This window comes from Plantibacter lichenum (assembly GCF_050587525.1).
Classification (GTDB): Bacteria; Actinomycetota; Actinomycetes; order Actinomycetales; family Microbacteriaceae; genus Plantibacter.
This window is the reverse complement of sequence record NZ_JBOBFT010000011.1, coordinates 126,364-141,343: the sequence shown is the minus strand read 5'-3', so window position 1 is coordinate 141,343 and position 14,980 is coordinate 126,364. Positions and strand designations below refer to the sequence as shown.

Below are 14,980 nucleotides of genomic sequence, written 5' to 3'. Positions count from 1 at the left end.
AGACGCGGCGAACGACTGCCATCATGAGTCTGGGGGCAACAGCTGTCGTTGACCCGGATTCGGGGGAACCATGGTCGCGACGATCTACTCGGGGACGTTCATCACGATGGACGAGGACCGTCCGGAAGGCGAGGCGATGCTCGTCGTCGACGACCGGATCGTCGCGATCGGCGCCCTGCAGGACGTTCATGCCGCCGCCCCGGACGACGCGATCCACACGCCCCTCGACGGCTGGGTGCTGCCCGGCCTCGTCGAGCCGCACGGCCACCCCACCAACTCGGCCGTCTTCCTCTCCGAGGACACCCTCGACATCAGGCCCGTCACCCTCGCGAGGGCCGACGAGGTCATGCACGCCCTCGGGGAAGCGATCGCGGCGGGCCCGGAGACCCTCTTCGCCAACGGCTGGGACCCGCTCCTGCAGCGCGGCCTCGAGACGCCCGATCGCGCATCGCTCGACCGCCTGGCCGGGCCGATCCCGCTCGTCATCCTCCACAACTCCGGCCACTCGGCCTACTTCAACTCCGCCGCAGCGGCCCTCGCCGGCATCGATCGCACCACGCCGGACCCGCCGGGAGCGTCGTACGGACGCGACGCGAGCGGCGAGCTGAACGGCATCGCGTTCGAGACGGCCGCGGTGACCCGGCTCGTGATGCCCGTGGCGGCGAAGGCGTTCGGCGACTTCGGACGCATCTTCGCCGAGCACTGCGCCGACCTCAATCGACGCGGGTACACGACCGTGAGCGACCTCGGCTGGGATCCGTCCCTCGCGCCGGCCATCGCGGCGGTGCGGGCGAACGGCGGCCTCACGATCCGCCTCCGCCTCTACGCGATGTCCAAGCCCGGCGTGCTGCCCTCCGAACGGCCGGACGAACGCCCGGACAACGCCGGCGATGGAACCGGCGGCGAGGACGCTCTCGTCCGCCAGGTGGGCGTGAAGACGTGGTCGGACGGATCGCCGTGGGTCGGCAACATCGCCACGACCTTCCCCTACCTCGATACGGCCGCGACGCGAGCGATCGGCCTGGAACCACACCACATCGGCACTGCGAACTTCTCCCGCGAGCAGCTCATCGACATCGGCGACCCGCACGCGGCGGCAGGCTGGCAACTGGCCTGCCACGCGCACGGAGACCGGGCGATCTCCGACACCCTCGACGCGTACGAGGAGCTCATCACGCGGCACGACCTCGTCGACCACCGGTTCCGCCTCGAACACGTCGGCGCGATGACACCGGCGCAGTTCGAGCGCGCAGCAGCACTCGGCGTCACGACGAGCGTGTTCGTCGACCACCTGTACTACTGGGGCGATGTACTCGTCGACGACCTCTTCGGCGAGGAGCACGGCGCCGCGTGGGCCGACGCAGGTGCGGCGTTCGCGGCAGGCATCCGAGCGACCTTCCACAACGACGGCTGGGTGACGCCGAACGAACCGTTCAGGAACATGTCGGTCGCGATGACGAGGCGCACGCGCTCCGGACGACGTCTCGACCGCGGCACGGTCGTCGACCGAGCCGACGCCCTGCGAGCGCACACCTCGAACGCGGCCTGGCAGGTGCGCAGCGACCACGAGATCGGCGCGCTCCGCCCAGGCCTCTTCGCGGACTTCATCACGGTCGACCGCGACCCGAGGACCGCCGATCCAGAACTCCTCGCCCACACGGTCGTGACGAGCACGTACCTGGGCGGTGCGCGGGTGGCGTGAGCAGTCAGGGCCGCGACGGCAACGGCCACTCGTAGCGCTCTTTGACGACCTCGAGGTGCACCCAGGTCTCCAGACGGACGACGTCGTCGAGCCCTTTGAGCGAGTCGATGACGTCGTGCAGTCCGAGGACGGAATCGGCCGAGACCGTCGCAACGAGGTCGAAGCGGCCGATCGTGCGCGCGATGAACTCCACGCCGCGCAGTCCACGCAATCCCGCGATCGCCCTCGCCCCCTCGCCATGGATGTTGATCCCCACGCCGGCCGCAGCCTTGGCGCTCCGGAGGCGCCGGTTGAGCACCGGCCCGATCCGCACGACCTGCTGCTCCACGAGCGCCGTCACCCGGCTGCGGACCGCACTCGGCGAGAGCCCGACCCGCTCCGCCAACTCGCGATAGCTCACCCGCCCGTCCTCCTGCAGCGCCTTCATGAGCTCGATGTCCGTGCGATCGATCCTGAGGCCATCCGGCAACGGTTTCGCCGGCATGAAGATCCCGGTGACGACGTCGACGTAGAGGAGTGTGTTGACGGCGACGACGCCGGGGAGTCCGCGGATCACGGCGACCGTCGCGTAGAGCTCGCGCTGGTCGGGCAACCGCAACTCCACGACGAGATCGTGCTCACCGCTGACCGATGAGACGAAGACTGCGGCTCGCAGCGCCACGAGCGCCGGGATCGTGTCGCTCGCCGGTCCGGCCGTGTGGATGGAGACGTGCGCGTAGGCCTGCAGGCCCAGGAACTCCGGATGCACCGCTGCCACCACGCGCACCGCTTCGGTATCGATGAGCGCGTTCACCCGCGCCGCGACGACGGCCCGACTGATGCCGATCCGCTCCGCCAGTTCGCTGTAGCTGGCGCGCCCGTCCTGCTGGAGCAGTTCGAGGAGTCGTTCGTCGAGGTCAGGCATGGTGCTCCTCCGGTCTGCGGGCGCGGTCTGGTCGATGTGCCTCGCCGGACCGAATTACCCGAAAGAAGTATCTGTGCACGGCAAACGACATATCGAGCGTCGCATGAGCGATTCTTGAACCTCATGTGATGCTTTTGCACTCTATCGCAACACATCGCTCGCTGAGGGGATCACTGCGCTGTTGATCTGGTTGCGAGCGCCGTCGGAAGCGCGTAGCTTCCCCATCAGCCACCGCCGCGACGACGCGGCCCACAGCCCCGAGGAGCTCCCCCATGCGCAAACTCCACGACAACGAACGGTCCGTGCTCGACAGCCGCCCGATCGTCCTCGTCCCCACCGGCCTGCACACCCTGGACGACAGCATCAGCGGAGCGGCCGTGCTCGTCTACGGTTCACGAATCGCCGCGGTCGGCACACTCGAGGAGTGCACGACCGAGGCAGCTCGCCTGAGCGGTGCCGAACCGGAGATCCGCGAGCTCGACGGCGTCCTCGTCCCCGGGTTCGTCGACCCGCACGCCCACCCCCTCATGTACGGGCAGATGCTCAGCTGGGTCGACTGCGGCCCGGAGCACGCGTCGAGCATTCCTGAGATCGTCGCGCTGCTGAGCGAAGCAGCAGCGCGGACGCCCGCCGGTCAGCCGGTCCGCGGCTACGGCTACGAGCACCGCAACCTCGCCGAGCAGCGCCACCCCACCCGCTTCGAGCTCGACGAGGTGAGCCCCGACCGCGAGGTCTACCTCATGAACGCGAGCGGTCACGGCGGGGTCGTCAACAGCCACACTCTCGCCGCGGCCGGCGTCACACGCGAGACCCCGGACCCCGACGGCGGCGTCTTCTTCCGCGACGCCGACGGCGAACTCACGGGCGAACTGTCCGATGCCGCCTGCAACATCCTCACGGGAGTGAGCGGTGTGAAGATCGGTCACCACGGCCCCAACTTCCACCTGCAGGACGAGCCGGAGGAGCACCTCAGGCAGCTCCGTGTGGCACAGGAGCGGTTCCTCCAGGGCGGCGTGACCACGATCGGCGACGCGCAGGTCACCAAGCGCGAGTTCGACATGTACCTCCGGCTCGCCGAAACCGGCGAGCTGCGGACCCGCGTCAGCATGTACCTGCTGTCGCATCTGCTCGACCAGGCACTCGAGATGGGCCTGCACGGCGCCTTCGGCAACTCCCATCTGTCCTTCGGTGGCATCAAGTTCTACGCGGACGGCACCCTCGGCGGCTGGACCGCGTACTTCCCCGACGGGTACGTGGGCGACCCGTGCCGCACCGGTCAGCTGTACCACGACCCCGCCGACTACGCCGAGCTCATCGCCCGCGCACACGCCGCCGGCCTCCAGACCGCGACCCACGCGCAATCGCCCACCGCGATCGCGATGGTCATCGATGCGATCCGCGCCGCGCAGGAGGCCGAGCCGCGTTCCGACGCGCGCCACCGCATCGAGCACTGCGGACTGCCGTCCGAGGAGCAGATCGCCGAGATGCGCGAGCTGCGGATCCACCCTGTGAACCAGCCGCAGCACTACTTCAACTGGGGCGAGGGCGTCACGGACGCCGTCGGCACGCCGGGCGAGCGCTTCAACCCGCTCGGCGAGTTCATCGAGGCGGGCGTGCCGGTCACCCTCAGCTCGGACGCGCCCGTCGCGGAGCCGAAGCCGCTCGAAGCCATCCAGGCCGCCGTCACCCGCGTCACGCGCCGCGGCCACCAGCTCGGCTCCGACGCACTCCGCATCAGCGCCCGCGATGCGTTGCTCGGCCACACCCTCCAGGGTGCGATCGCGCTCGGCCGCGAGGACGAGATCGGCACCATCACCCCCGGCAAGCGCGCCGACTTCGCGCTCCTCGCCGCCGACCCGCTCACCGCGGAGCCCGCCACGATCGCTTCGATCCCCGTCCACGAGACATGGGTCGACGGAATCCGCCAGTATCGACTCGCGGACTGATCAGCGCCACCCCTGAACCATCCCATCCGGTTCACCCACGCAAACCGCACCACCCGCACCATCGCACCACCCGCACCAGCGCCCCACTCGCACCAGCACATCCCCCATCGTCCGCAGCAGCATCCAGGAGGACCCCGCAATGACGCACGATCCCCGCACCGAAACCCTGCACGCGCAGACCACGAGAGCCAGGAAGGCCGGGTTCGCCGCCTTCGTCGGCACGACCATCGAGTGGTACGACTTCTACGTCTACGCCACGGCGGCGAGCCTCGTCTTCGGCTCGGTGTTCTTCCCGGAGTCCACCGACCGACTGACGGGCATCGCGGCAGCCTTCGCGACCTACGCCGTCGGCTTCTTCGCCCGCCCCATCGGCGGCATCATCTTCGGCCACATCGGTGACCGCATCGGCCGGAAGACCGCCCTCGTTGTCACCCTCACGATGATGGGCGCCGCGACCTTCCTCGTCGGCTGCCTGCCCGGCTACGCGTCCATCGGAGCATGGGCTCCCGTCCTGCTCGTGGTCCTCCGCTTCGTGCAGGGCCTCGCCGTCGGCGGTGAGTGGGGCGGCGCCGTCCTCATGGCCGTCGAGCACGCGCCCGCGGACAAGAAGACCTTCTACGGCGGCTTCGCGCAGGCCGGGAACCCCGCCGGCGCGCTCCTCGCGACCGGCCTCTTCAGCCTCATCTCGCTCGGCGGCACCGAGTTCATGCTCGAGTGGGGCTGGCGCATCCCGTTCTTCGCCTCCGCCGTCCTCATCATCGTCGGCCTCATCGTCCGGATGAAGGTCGAGGAGTCGCCCGTGTTCACGGAGAGCATCGCGACGGTCAAGGCCGCGGATCAGCCCGTCCCGATCGCCTACGCGATCCGCACCAACTGGAAGAGCATCCTCCTCGGCATCTGCGTCCTCCCCGTGGCGATCGGCGGGTACTACCTCGTCACGACGTTCGCCACCGCCTACGCGACCGATCCGAGCGTCGGCCTGTCCGAGAGCGTCGTCCTGAACGCCCTGAGCGTCGCGGCGTTCGTGGAGCTCGTCGTCACCCTGGGAGCGGCGTGGCTCGGCGATCGCTTCGGCCGGAAACGGGTCGTCGGCATCGGTCTCATCGCGGTCGCCGCGTTCGCAGCGCCGCAGTTCCTGCTCCTCAGCAGCGGCAACGTCGTCCTGATCTTCCTCATCTTCATCCTCATGCGCCTCGCGATGACCGCCACGTACGGCCCCATCGCGACCGTCCTCTCGCAGATGTTCCGCCCGCAGGCCCGCTACACGAGCATCTCGCTCGCCTACCAGCTCTCCGGGGCGATCTTCGGTGGTCTCTCGCCCCTCGTCTCGACGCTCATGTTCCAGGCGACGGGGAGCATCGTGCCCGTCATCCTGCTGCTCGTCGGCATGTGCGCGCTGAGCCTCGTGTGCCTCATCGCGGCGCCGCAGTACGTCGATGAGGCGGACGGCGAGACCGTGCTCGACCCGGCGGCAGTGCAGGGGCGGGTGTGACGATGGAGGACGACAAGCGCGTGGGAGCGGTCGGAGGTGTCGGAGCGGTCGGACCTGTCGGCCCCGTCGATGCGAGCGTCGTTCCCCGGTTCGCCGGCATCGCGACCTTCGCCCGGCTCCCCCGCGCCGAGGACGTCGAACGGGCCGACATCGCAGTGCTCGGAGCGCCCTTCGACGGCGGCGTGAGCTACCGGCCGGGCGCCCGGTTCGGGCCGGCGCACGTCCGCGAGGCGTCACGGCTGCTCAGGCCGTACAACCCGGCCCAGGACGTCGAACCGTTCGGCGCTCAACAGGTGGTGGACGCGGGCGACATCGCGATCAACCCGTTCGACCTCGATGAGGCCGTCCGAGAGATCGAACTCGCGGCGGCTTCGCTCACCACCGGTGGCACGCGGCTCGTCACGATCGGCGGCGACCACACGATCGCGCTGCCGCTCCTCAGGAACGTCGCCGCGCAGCACGGACCCGTCGCCGTCCTGCACTTCGACGCCCACCTCGACACCTGGGACACCTACTTCGGCGCCCCGATCACCCACGGGACCCCATTCCGTCGGGCGTCGGAGGAGGGCCTCATCGATCTCGAAGCGAGTCTGCACGTTGGCATCCGCGGACCGCTCTACTCGCGAGACGACCTGCGCGACGACGAACGGCTCGGCTTCGCCGTGATCTCGAGCATCGACCTCGAGACCGACGGCCTGCCGCGGGCGATCGAACGGATGCTCACCCGGCTCGGCGACCGGCCCGTGTACCTGTCGATCGACATCGACGTGCTCGATCCCGCGCACGCGCCGGGAACCGGCACGCCGGAGCCGGGCGGGCTGACGAGTCGCGAACTCCTCGCGATGATCCGTGCCCTGGCCGGAACACGGCTGGTGGGGGCCGACGTCGTGGAGGTCTCCCCCGCCTACGACCACGCGCAGCTCACGGCCATCGCCGCGTCCCACGCCGTCTACGAGATCCTCTCCGCGATGGCGCCGCGGGAGCGCTAGCGGGGCGCCATTGCTGATCGGGGGCGGCGGACGCGACGAGCCTGTCACGTCCGCCGCTCCTGCATGGTCTCAGCAGCATGACCATCACGATCCGCATCGCCCTCGCGATCCTCTTCCTCAACGAACTCGTCGTCGGCGCCTGGAACGCCGTCGCCCCGGAGAGCTTCTACACCTCGTTCCCCACGGTCGACCTCACCCCGCCCTTCAGCGAGCACTACGCACGCGACTTCGGCGGGGCGACGCTCGGTGTCGCACTGCTCCTCGGCATCGCGCTCGTCGTGCCGCGGACCCACTTCGTCCTCCCGGCCGCGCTCGCCTACTCGCTGTTCGCCGTGCCGCACTTCTTCTTCCACCTCGCGCACCTCGACCACGCGACCGGCGGCCAGGCGATCTTCCTCACGACGGCGAACGCGATCGTCGCCTTCCTCGGGATCGGCATCGTGGTGCTCGCCGTGATCGGCGAGCGACGGAGCAGGCGCTCGACGACTGAGGCCACGACAGACGAGCGCCCCGCCTGACGTGCAGACGGGGCGCTCGGTGATCGCGTGTTCTTCGCGTGGGTGATCCGGATCGCTAGCGCTCCGCACCCTCTCGGCGACGGAAGACGAGCACCGTCCCCGCACCTGCGACGAGGAACGCGATGCCGATCCACACGGCTCCGACCCCGTCGAAACCGGTCGAGGCGAGACCGGACGTGGCGCCAGAGGAGACAGGCGTCGCGGAGGCCGTCGGGCCGGGCGTCGTCGTCGGATCAGCGGCGACCGTGATGTCACTCGACGACACCTCGGCGCCGTTGATCAGGACGACAATCGAGTGGGTGCCGGCCGGCGTGGACGCCGGGATGGTCGCCCGCAGCGTGAAGCGGCCCTGCGCGTCGGTGTCCGCCGTTCCGATGTGCTGCGGCGCTGAGTGGATCTCGACGGCGAAGCCCTTCGTCGAGGTCGCGAAACCCGTGCCGGTGACCGTGATCGACCCGCCGGCCCGCAGCGAACCGGTGACCTGGATCGATCCCTTGACCGTTCCGGGATCGACCGGTGCCGGAGCGACGACGACGGGAGCGGAGGCCGCGGACGGAGCCGACGAACCGATCGCGTTGATCGCCGTGACCGTGACAGCGTACGGACCGGTCGCGAGGTTCGTGAAGTCGTGGCTCGTCACGTTCGCGCCGACGGCGACCGCGCTGGCACCGTTCAGCGACAGCGTGTAGCCGCTGATCGCCGAGCCGCCGTCTGCCGGAGCCGTCCAGGACACCGAGACGGTCGAACCGTTCGCGGTCGCGGTCGGAGCCGCGGGGGTGGCGGGGACCGTCGCCACGGGCAGGGTCGCTTTGTAGGCCAGTACGTAAGCGAGCTTGCCCGGCTTCGCCTCCGAGTACGGCGCGGAGAGCTTCGCGAACTCACCCTTCGTGGCCGCCTTGCCGTCGTTCCAGGCTTGCAACGCTCCGAGATCGGCCGCCGTGAAGCCACTGTCGATGACCGTCGCGGGGTCGATCGACGTCTGCTTCTGGGTCATCGCCTTGACCGTCGCGATGTAGCTCGCGAGGTCGTTGCTGTTCCACGTGCCGAGATCGATCGGCTTCGCGTCGCGGATCCACGATCCCCAGTAGAACTCCTGGAACGGCAGACTGCCGGCGCTGTAGCCGATGTCACGCCCGAAGTAGAGGAGGCTGCGGTATGGATCGTTCTGGAAGTTCGCGAGGCCGACGCTCTTCGGGAGCTGGTCCGGCGTGATCGGGTTCCCCTGGACGTCGCGCAACCAGTCCCACTTGTTCGCCGCCATCGTGGTCCAGAACGTCGCCGTGTCGAGCACGCTCAGGTTGCCGAGCACGCGCAGGCGCACGTGCAGGTTCGGGCCGCCGTCCGGCGTCTCGAAGAACGACGTCAGCGTGTGGTGGCCGTCGGTCAGATAGAGGGCGCCGCCCGGGCCGATCACGACCGTCTTCATGGGGGCGATGCTGTCCACGGTCTCGGAGCCGACCGGGACCGTGCACGTGAAGGACGCGGGGTCGGCGAGCGTGGACGCCGCGGTCGCGGATGCCGCTTGCACCTGTCCGTTGGCCTCGCACCAATCGTCGAACTTCTTGTTGATCGCGTCCTTGCCGAGCGTGTAGCGGCCGAGCTTGTAGTACACCTCGTCGTAGCCGAGGGACGGCTGGGTCGGCAGGACGTCGCCGATGCGGACGTCGACGAGGTCGCCGGCCTTCGCGTTGAGGTAGTCGGGCGCCGGCGCTGCGTCGGCGACGAGGGGCGCGGCCTGGACGACTCCCGCCGAGGCGAGCGAGGCGCCCGCGAGCAGGGCGACGACGAGCGCCGACCAGCTCGCGCGACGGACGGAGGGGTTCACGGTCACGGAGGTTCCTTCACGGACGGGTGTTGCGCGGCTGGTTCTGGAACCGCAGGGGCATGCGGTTGCCGGAACGAGCTTGCTGCCGACGAGTGTCCGGTTCCGGATCCGTCGGTAGCCGCAAAGGAAACGCCAGGTGAACGGTGGGCTGCGGCGGCGCGGAGATCTACGGAGCGGGGTTCGCCTTGCGGTTCTTGATCCTGTCCTTCAGGAAGATCGCCCCCAGGATCCAACCGCCGAGCGCGGTGACGATCCAGACGACGAGGGGCGCGAGGACCCAGGCGAGCACGTCGTGGAGCGTGATGCCGCCGGGGAAGAGCGAAGCGATGAACAGGGCGACGAGTGTGGAGACGAGCCCGATGCCACCGAGGATCGGCGCGGCGTACTGACGGGCGATGTTGAAGATGAACGGCGACAGGATCGCTTGAGCCACCGTGAACACCACGACGGCGATGATGAACCCGGAGATCGTGATCGACACGCCGGGGATGACCCACGCCGCGATCAAGAGACCGATGGCGGCGGTTCCGAGGTTGATGAGGGTTCTGATCAGAAATCGAATCACGGTTGGTTCCCCCACCATCGCACGCGCTGCCTGTCGGCGAGCCGTCTGCTCGCCCGCCCCAATCCTACTGATCCCCCGCCTCAGCCCGCGAGGGGTCGCACACGCACAGTGCAGGCGCCTCCGGACTGTGCGTTCGTGCCCCCTCGCGGGCAGCCGGTGCCGGTCAGGGGCGGTCCCCGGACGAACGACGGTCGTAGAGCAGCATGCTGAGACCGGCGTCGACCGTGACCGTCTGACCCGCGACCGCCCACGACGCGTCGGACAGGAGGAACGCTGCCACCTCGCCGATGTCCCGCGGGATCACCGCCCGCTCGAGCACCTGCTGGGTGGCACTGTGATCGTGGATCCACGCGACCGGATCGTCCGAGGCGATGCCGTACCGATCGGCCACGCGCTCATCGAACACGGCGCCGGGAGCGACGCCGTTGCAGCGGATGCCGTGGACGCCGAGCTCCGCGGCGAAACCCCGCGTGAGCCCCTCGACCGCGCCCTTCGCCCCCGCGTACAACCCGAACCGGTTCTGGGTGTGCGTCGCGTGCACCGAGGACACGTTCACGATGGCGCCGCCGCCGCCCTCCGCGATCCGATGCGTGACGAACGCGCGCGTCATCAGCCAGAGGCCCTTCACATCGATCGCGTAGAGGTGGTCGAACTCCTCCTCCGTCGCGAGATGGGCGGGTGTGCGCAGACCGATGCCGGCGTTGTTGACGAGGCCGTCCACCCGGCCGTGCCGATCGATCGCAGCGTGGACGATCGCCTCGACGTCAGCGGCGCGGGTGATGTCTCCCGGCGCGAGCACTGCATCGGGGAATCGGGCCGATGCCGCGGCGAGCGCATCGGGCGTCGCATCGTTCACGACGAGGAGGGCGCCAGCGGCCTGCACGGCCTCCGCGACTCCCCCGCCGACACCGTGCCCGCCCGCGCCCGTCACGATGACGACCTTGCCGTCGAGGCGACCGGTTGCGTGTTCGGATGCGTGTTCGGATGCGTTCATGCGACTCCTCTCGCGGAAGCGCCGTCGCCTCCTCGTCCACTCTGCCCGTGCCCCTCCCCTGTGGCTAGCCCTTCTCCCGGCCCGTCCGCCGACTCCCCCATCCCAACCCATTTCTGCCGAGGGGTCCCAACTTGCGGGTGTTGGCGTCTCGCACCCGCAGTTTGCGACCCCTCGGCGGAAGGGTGGAGGGGTGGAGGGGCCTTGACCGGGGGTGGGTGGGGAGGGATGGTGGGGAGGGATGGTGGGGAGGGATGGTGGGGAGGGTGGGCGAGGTGCGAGGCGGCGGCAGGAGAGCAGGCATGACAGCAGGCGGTCAGGACAACAGGGAGGAGCGCAGCACATGAGCGAGGCGACGAAGCGAGTCGATCGAGGGAGCCGGCTGATCGGAGCATCAGCCGCGGACGTGTACGCGGCGATGATCGAACCGGAGCAGCTGGAGGCGTGGCTGCCACCGGACGGGATGCTCGGGACGCTGGAACGCTTCGACCCGTGGCCGGGAGGCGGCTACCGGATGGTGCTGACCTACGTGGATGCGGCGACGAGCCCGGGCAAGTCATCCGCGTCGACGGACGTCACGGAGGCCGAGTTCGTCGAGATCGTGCCGGAGGAGCGGATCGTGCAACGCGTCGTGTTCGCGTCCGACGATCCGCGCTTCGCCGGAACGATGACGATGACCTGGCGGCTCGAACCGGAGGGCGACGGCACCCTCGTCACGATCGAGGCGACCGACGTCCCGCCCGGCATCTCCCCCGCTGACCATGCCACCGGCATCGCATCGTCCCTCGCGAATCTCGCCCACCACCTCGCCACCCCCGACCCCGCATAGCCCGCGAGGTGTCACACATTGTGGGTGTGGAGGCCCCGACACCCACAATGTGCGCCCCCTCGCGAGCTGAGGAGGCCAGGATGCCTGGAGGTCAGGACTGCTCGAAATGGCCGGTGTGGCCGGCGGTCCAGTAGCCGATGGCGTGGTGCCGGTTGCGCGGCAGGCCACGGACCGTGCGGAGGTGTCTGCGGATCGACCGGCTGACGGCCGCCTCGCACGCGACCCACGCGTACCCGGGCGTCTCCGGCAGCTCGAGCGCCTCGACGGCACTGAGCAGCGCACTCGGCGCGAGCCCGAGACCGGAGCCGTGCAACCAGGTGATCTGCACGTCGCCGACCGTCTCGAACGTCTGCTCGTCGGCAGCCGTCGACACCTCGACGATCGCGTGGACCCGTGCCCCGGAGGGCAATTCCTCGATGATCCGGCCGAGCCCCGGCAGTCCTGTGGCGTCGGCCACGAGCAGCTGCCACTCGGCATCCGAGGGAGCGTCGTAGTAGGAGCTCGAATCGCCGCTCACGAACACACCGAGCACATGACCCGGCTCGGCACGCATCGCCCACTCCGCAGCGAGGCCGCCCTCATGGACGACGAAGTCGATCGTGAACGACCGCCCCGCATCCGCGACCGAACGGACCGTGTAGTGGCGCCACGGCGGGGAATCCTCCGGATCCGGTTCGTGGTCGTCGCCGTGATCGTGCGAGTGGTCGTTGTGCTCATGCTCATCATGATCGTCGGCACGCCCGTACTCCGGACGGTTGAAGTACTCGATGCGAGCGACGCTCTCACCAGGGAACGGGAACGCGAGGTCGATGCGCTCGTCACCTCTGCCGTCGTCGAACCACCGCCAGTCGCCGACGGCCTCCAGCTGGACGCGGACCATGTTCGGGGTCAGTCGTCGCGCGCTCACGACGCGTGCCGGTTCGCAGAACGCCATTACTCGATGCTCCCCGTGTTGTGGACGACATGGCCGAGGCCGACGTGCGCGCCCCGCTTGAACGATTGGAAGTAGGCGGCCGGGGCGTGCCCGGTCGTCCGTGTGAAGAGGTCGATGAAAGCGCTCCGATTCGAGTAGCCGAGGTTGCGTGCGACCGCGGCGACGGGCATCCCCGCGGCGATGTCGATGAGTGCGGCGCGTATCCGCACGAGGATCCGCCACTGGGTGAGGGTCGAGCCGGTCTCGCGCAGGAAACCGCGCGAGAGCGTCCGGGTGCTGATCCGCAGCGATTCCGCCCATTCCGTGGACGTGCGGTCGTCGGACGGGTTCGCGATGATCGCGTCGGCGACCTCCCGCAGGGCCGGATCCGTGGGCAGGCGGATGGTGAGCGATGCCGTCTCGACGGGCATCAGGAGGTCGACGGTGAGCGCTTGCAACCGCAATCGCCGCTCCTCGGGCATCTCCACGGTCTTGTTGTGCAGCATGAGCTCGCGTACGACGCCCGTCAGGCTGATGCCCGTCACGCCCACCCACGCGACCGCCATCCGCTCCGGGTGGAAATAGGTGATGGAGAGGAGCGAACCGCTGTCCGCCGTGACGCGGTGCACCGTTCCGGCCGGCACCCAGATGCCGAGGCCGGGCGCGACCATCCAGAACTGTTCGTCGGCTTCGACCGTGACCGTGCCGCTCTCCGACCAGATGAGGCAGTGCTCCCGATGCGCGTGCTCGGACCACTCCTCCGGAATGAGGCTCTTGTACGTGCCCGTCGACAGGATCCACGGAGCTTCGAGGAGCCACGGGACGTCGTCGACGGCGGGGTGCACGATGCCGCGCACGGGCTGCGCGGGTGGCACGGGCCGAGCGGGCGCGCTGAGCCGCGACGTGTTGAGCACGTTGCGCAGCGCGCGCGATTCTGGTGCGATGGTCATGTTGAGGATTCCTCGGGGACGATTCGGACGATTTGGACGGCTCGGACGGCTCAGCCCTTCGCGCTCAGTGGCTTGAGGACATCGGCTTCCACGCGGTCGAGCCACTCGAGGGCACTGGCGTAGTCGGTGACGGTGCTGTAGACCCAGTACATGTTGTCCGCGGTGACGGCGGGCAGCTGCGAGAAGAGCGGAGCATCCTTGACGGCCGTGATCGTGGCGTTCAGTGATCCGTCGGCGTCCGCGGGCGCCACGATGACGTCGGCTTCGCCGAGGACGGTCGTGGTGAGTTCTCCGGAGATGAATTCGAAGCCGTTCGCGTTCGATTCGGGTACACCCGGAGCGAGTGTCGCACCGAGGTCCTTGAACCAGAGCGCCCCGAGGACGCCCGTCGGGTAGAGGATCGAGAAGCCGTCCGCGGTCTCGCCTTCGGAGACGCCCGCCCACCGTTTGCCGGTGAGAACGCTGCTGTAGGTGGTGGTGATCTCCTTCGCGCGCTCGTCGTACTGACCGGCGAGCGTGTCGAATGCAGCGGACTTGTTCACCGCATCGGCGACGCCTGTGCCGATCGTGCGCCAATCGCCTCCGTAGTCGGCGGAGAAGATCGTAGTCGGTGCGATGGCGGAGAGCTTCTTGTAAAGCTCGTCGTCGATCTCGAGGGCGTCGCCGACGATGAGGTCCGGCTTGGCCGCAGCGACCGATTCGAGGTCGAGGGAGAAGAACGCTCCGATGGTCGGGATGCCCTTCACGTAGGCCGTGGCATCGGGCGTGAACTGCCCGACGTAGGCACTGTAGTCCTGCACGCCGACGGGCTTCACCCCGATTGAGCGGAGCTGCCACGGCGTGTCGTAGGACACGGCGACGACGCGCTTCGGAGCGACCGGAACGTCGATGTCGCCGTAGTGCGTCTCAACCGCGCGGGTCTCTCCGGAGACTGTTCCCGATGCGGCGGAGCCGGACGAGGAGCAGCCGCTCAGGCCGAGGCCGAGGGCGGCGGCAGTGGCGACGATCGCGAGCGTGATCGAACGGAGATGCGGTCGGGGAAACACCATGGAGGAACTTTCTGAGGGCGTGAAACGAGCGATCCGCTCGGGTTAGGGTTGCCTATCCTCATCAAGCGTAGGGGATCCACTCTCGTCCGGTTCGACACGATGGTGCGGTAACTGGACACGCCCTGCCGGACACACTCTGGTCGACACGCCCGAACGGCGCCCGGCCGGGCCTGTGAACCCGCACGATCCAGGCTTTGACCAGCGGGTGTTGGCTAAGGTGGAAGGAATCCCAGGTGGGCACGATGCGCCTTCACTGACTGCACACCGGGATTCGGAACGCCACGACGGTCGTGTCTTCGGCCGGCGA

At 69.0% G+C, this 14,980-nt stretch carries 13 protein-coding genes; 6 read left to right on the top strand and 7 right to left on the bottom strand.

Annotated features, from left to right (window positions below):
* Positions 1–70 precede the first annotated feature (70 nt).
* Positions 71–1,702 (top strand): amidohydrolase, encoded by a 1,632-nt coding sequence (locus tag ACQ3HB_RS15610; RefSeq protein WP_430921157.1) that lies wholly within the window; start codon positions 71–73, stop codon positions 1,700–1,702.
* Positions 1,703–1,706: 4 nt separating this feature from the next.
* Here the strand turns inward: ACQ3HB_RS15610 and ACQ3HB_RS15605 are convergent, their stop codons facing one another.
* Complete coding sequence (locus tag ACQ3HB_RS15605) at positions 1,707–2,606, bottom strand: Lrp/AsnC family transcriptional regulator (RefSeq protein ID WP_430921156.1); 900 nt, start codon at positions 2,604–2,606, stop codon at positions 1,707–1,709.
* Between the two features lie 272 nt (positions 2,607–2,878).
* Between ACQ3HB_RS15605 and ACQ3HB_RS15600 the strand changes: the two genes are divergently transcribed.
* The 4 genes from ACQ3HB_RS15600 to ACQ3HB_RS15585 all read left to right on the top strand — a co-directional run bounded on the left by ACQ3HB_RS15600 (position 2,879) and on the right by ACQ3HB_RS15585 (position 7,551).
* The gene (locus ACQ3HB_RS15600) at positions 2,879–4,552 is read left to right on the top strand and encodes an amidohydrolase (protein WP_430921155.1); all 1,674 of its coding nucleotides are present in this window, start codon (positions 2,879–2,881) and stop codon (positions 4,550–4,552) included.
* Between the two features lie 139 nt (positions 4,553–4,691).
* Positions 4,692–6,044 carry an MFS transporter gene (locus tag ACQ3HB_RS15595; RefSeq protein ID WP_430921154.1) on the top strand — a complete coding sequence of 451 codons (1,353 nt, stop codon included), beginning with the start codon at positions 4,692–4,694 and terminating at the stop codon, positions 6,042–6,044.
* A 2-nt stretch (positions 6,045–6,046) separates the two neighbouring features.
* Complete coding sequence (gene speB, locus ACQ3HB_RS15590) at positions 6,047–7,033, top strand: agmatinase (RefSeq protein ID WP_430921201.1); 987 nt, start codon at positions 6,047–6,049, stop codon at positions 7,031–7,033.
* 77 nt (positions 7,034–7,110) lie between these two features.
* Positions 7,111–7,551 carry a hypothetical protein gene (locus ACQ3HB_RS15585; RefSeq protein WP_430921152.1) on the top strand — a complete coding sequence of 147 codons (441 nt, stop codon included), beginning with the start codon at positions 7,111–7,113 and terminating at the stop codon, positions 7,549–7,551.
* Between the two features lie 55 nt (positions 7,552–7,606).
* Here the strand turns inward: ACQ3HB_RS15585 and ACQ3HB_RS15580 are convergent, their stop codons facing one another.
* From ACQ3HB_RS15580 to ACQ3HB_RS15570, 3 genes are all read right to left on the bottom strand, one after another.
* Positions 7,607–9,382: a ParB-like protein gene (locus ACQ3HB_RS15580; protein WP_430921150.1), complete on the bottom strand. Its 1,776-nt coding sequence runs from the start codon at positions 9,380–9,382 to the stop codon at positions 7,607–7,609.
* Positions 9,383–9,542: 160 nt separating this feature from the next.
* Positions 9,543–9,941, bottom strand: coding sequence for a phage holin family protein (locus ACQ3HB_RS15575; RefSeq protein WP_430921149.1), 399 nt, complete (start codon positions 9,939–9,941; stop codon positions 9,543–9,545).
* A 163-nt stretch (positions 9,942–10,104) separates the two neighbouring features.
* Positions 10,105–10,935: an SDR family NAD(P)-dependent oxidoreductase gene (locus tag ACQ3HB_RS15570; protein WP_430921148.1), complete on the bottom strand. Its 831-nt coding sequence runs from the start codon at positions 10,933–10,935 to the stop codon at positions 10,105–10,107.
* A gap of 340 nt (positions 10,936–11,275) precedes the next feature.
* On the opposite strand from ACQ3HB_RS15570, the gene ACQ3HB_RS15565 reads away from it, so the two are divergent.
* Complete coding sequence (locus tag ACQ3HB_RS15565) at positions 11,276–11,761, top strand: SRPBCC family protein (RefSeq protein WP_430921147.1); 486 nt, start codon at positions 11,276–11,278, stop codon at positions 11,759–11,761.
* Positions 11,762–11,852: 91 nt separating this feature from the next.
* Here ACQ3HB_RS15565 and ACQ3HB_RS15560 read toward each other — a convergent pair whose 3' ends face one another.
* The 3 genes from ACQ3HB_RS15560 to ACQ3HB_RS15550 are packed head-to-tail and all read right to left on the bottom strand — an operon-like array spanning position 11,853 to position 14,673.
* Positions 11,853–12,695, bottom strand: a complete 843-nt coding sequence (locus ACQ3HB_RS15560) for a siderophore-interacting protein (RefSeq protein ID WP_430921146.1) — start codon at positions 12,693–12,695, stop codon at positions 11,853–11,855.
* Entirely contained in the window at positions 12,695–13,624 is a 930-nt protein-coding gene (locus ACQ3HB_RS15555) for a helix-turn-helix domain-containing protein (RefSeq protein WP_430921145.1), read from the bottom strand. Before ACQ3HB_RS15555 ends, ACQ3HB_RS15560 begins: the two co-directional genes overlap by 1 nt.
* A 50-nt stretch (positions 13,625–13,674) precedes the next feature.
* Positions 13,675–14,673: an ABC transporter substrate-binding protein gene (locus tag ACQ3HB_RS15550; protein ID WP_430921143.1), complete on the bottom strand. Its 999-nt coding sequence runs from the start codon at positions 14,671–14,673 to the stop codon at positions 13,675–13,677.
* Positions 14,674–14,980 lie beyond the last annotated feature (307 nt).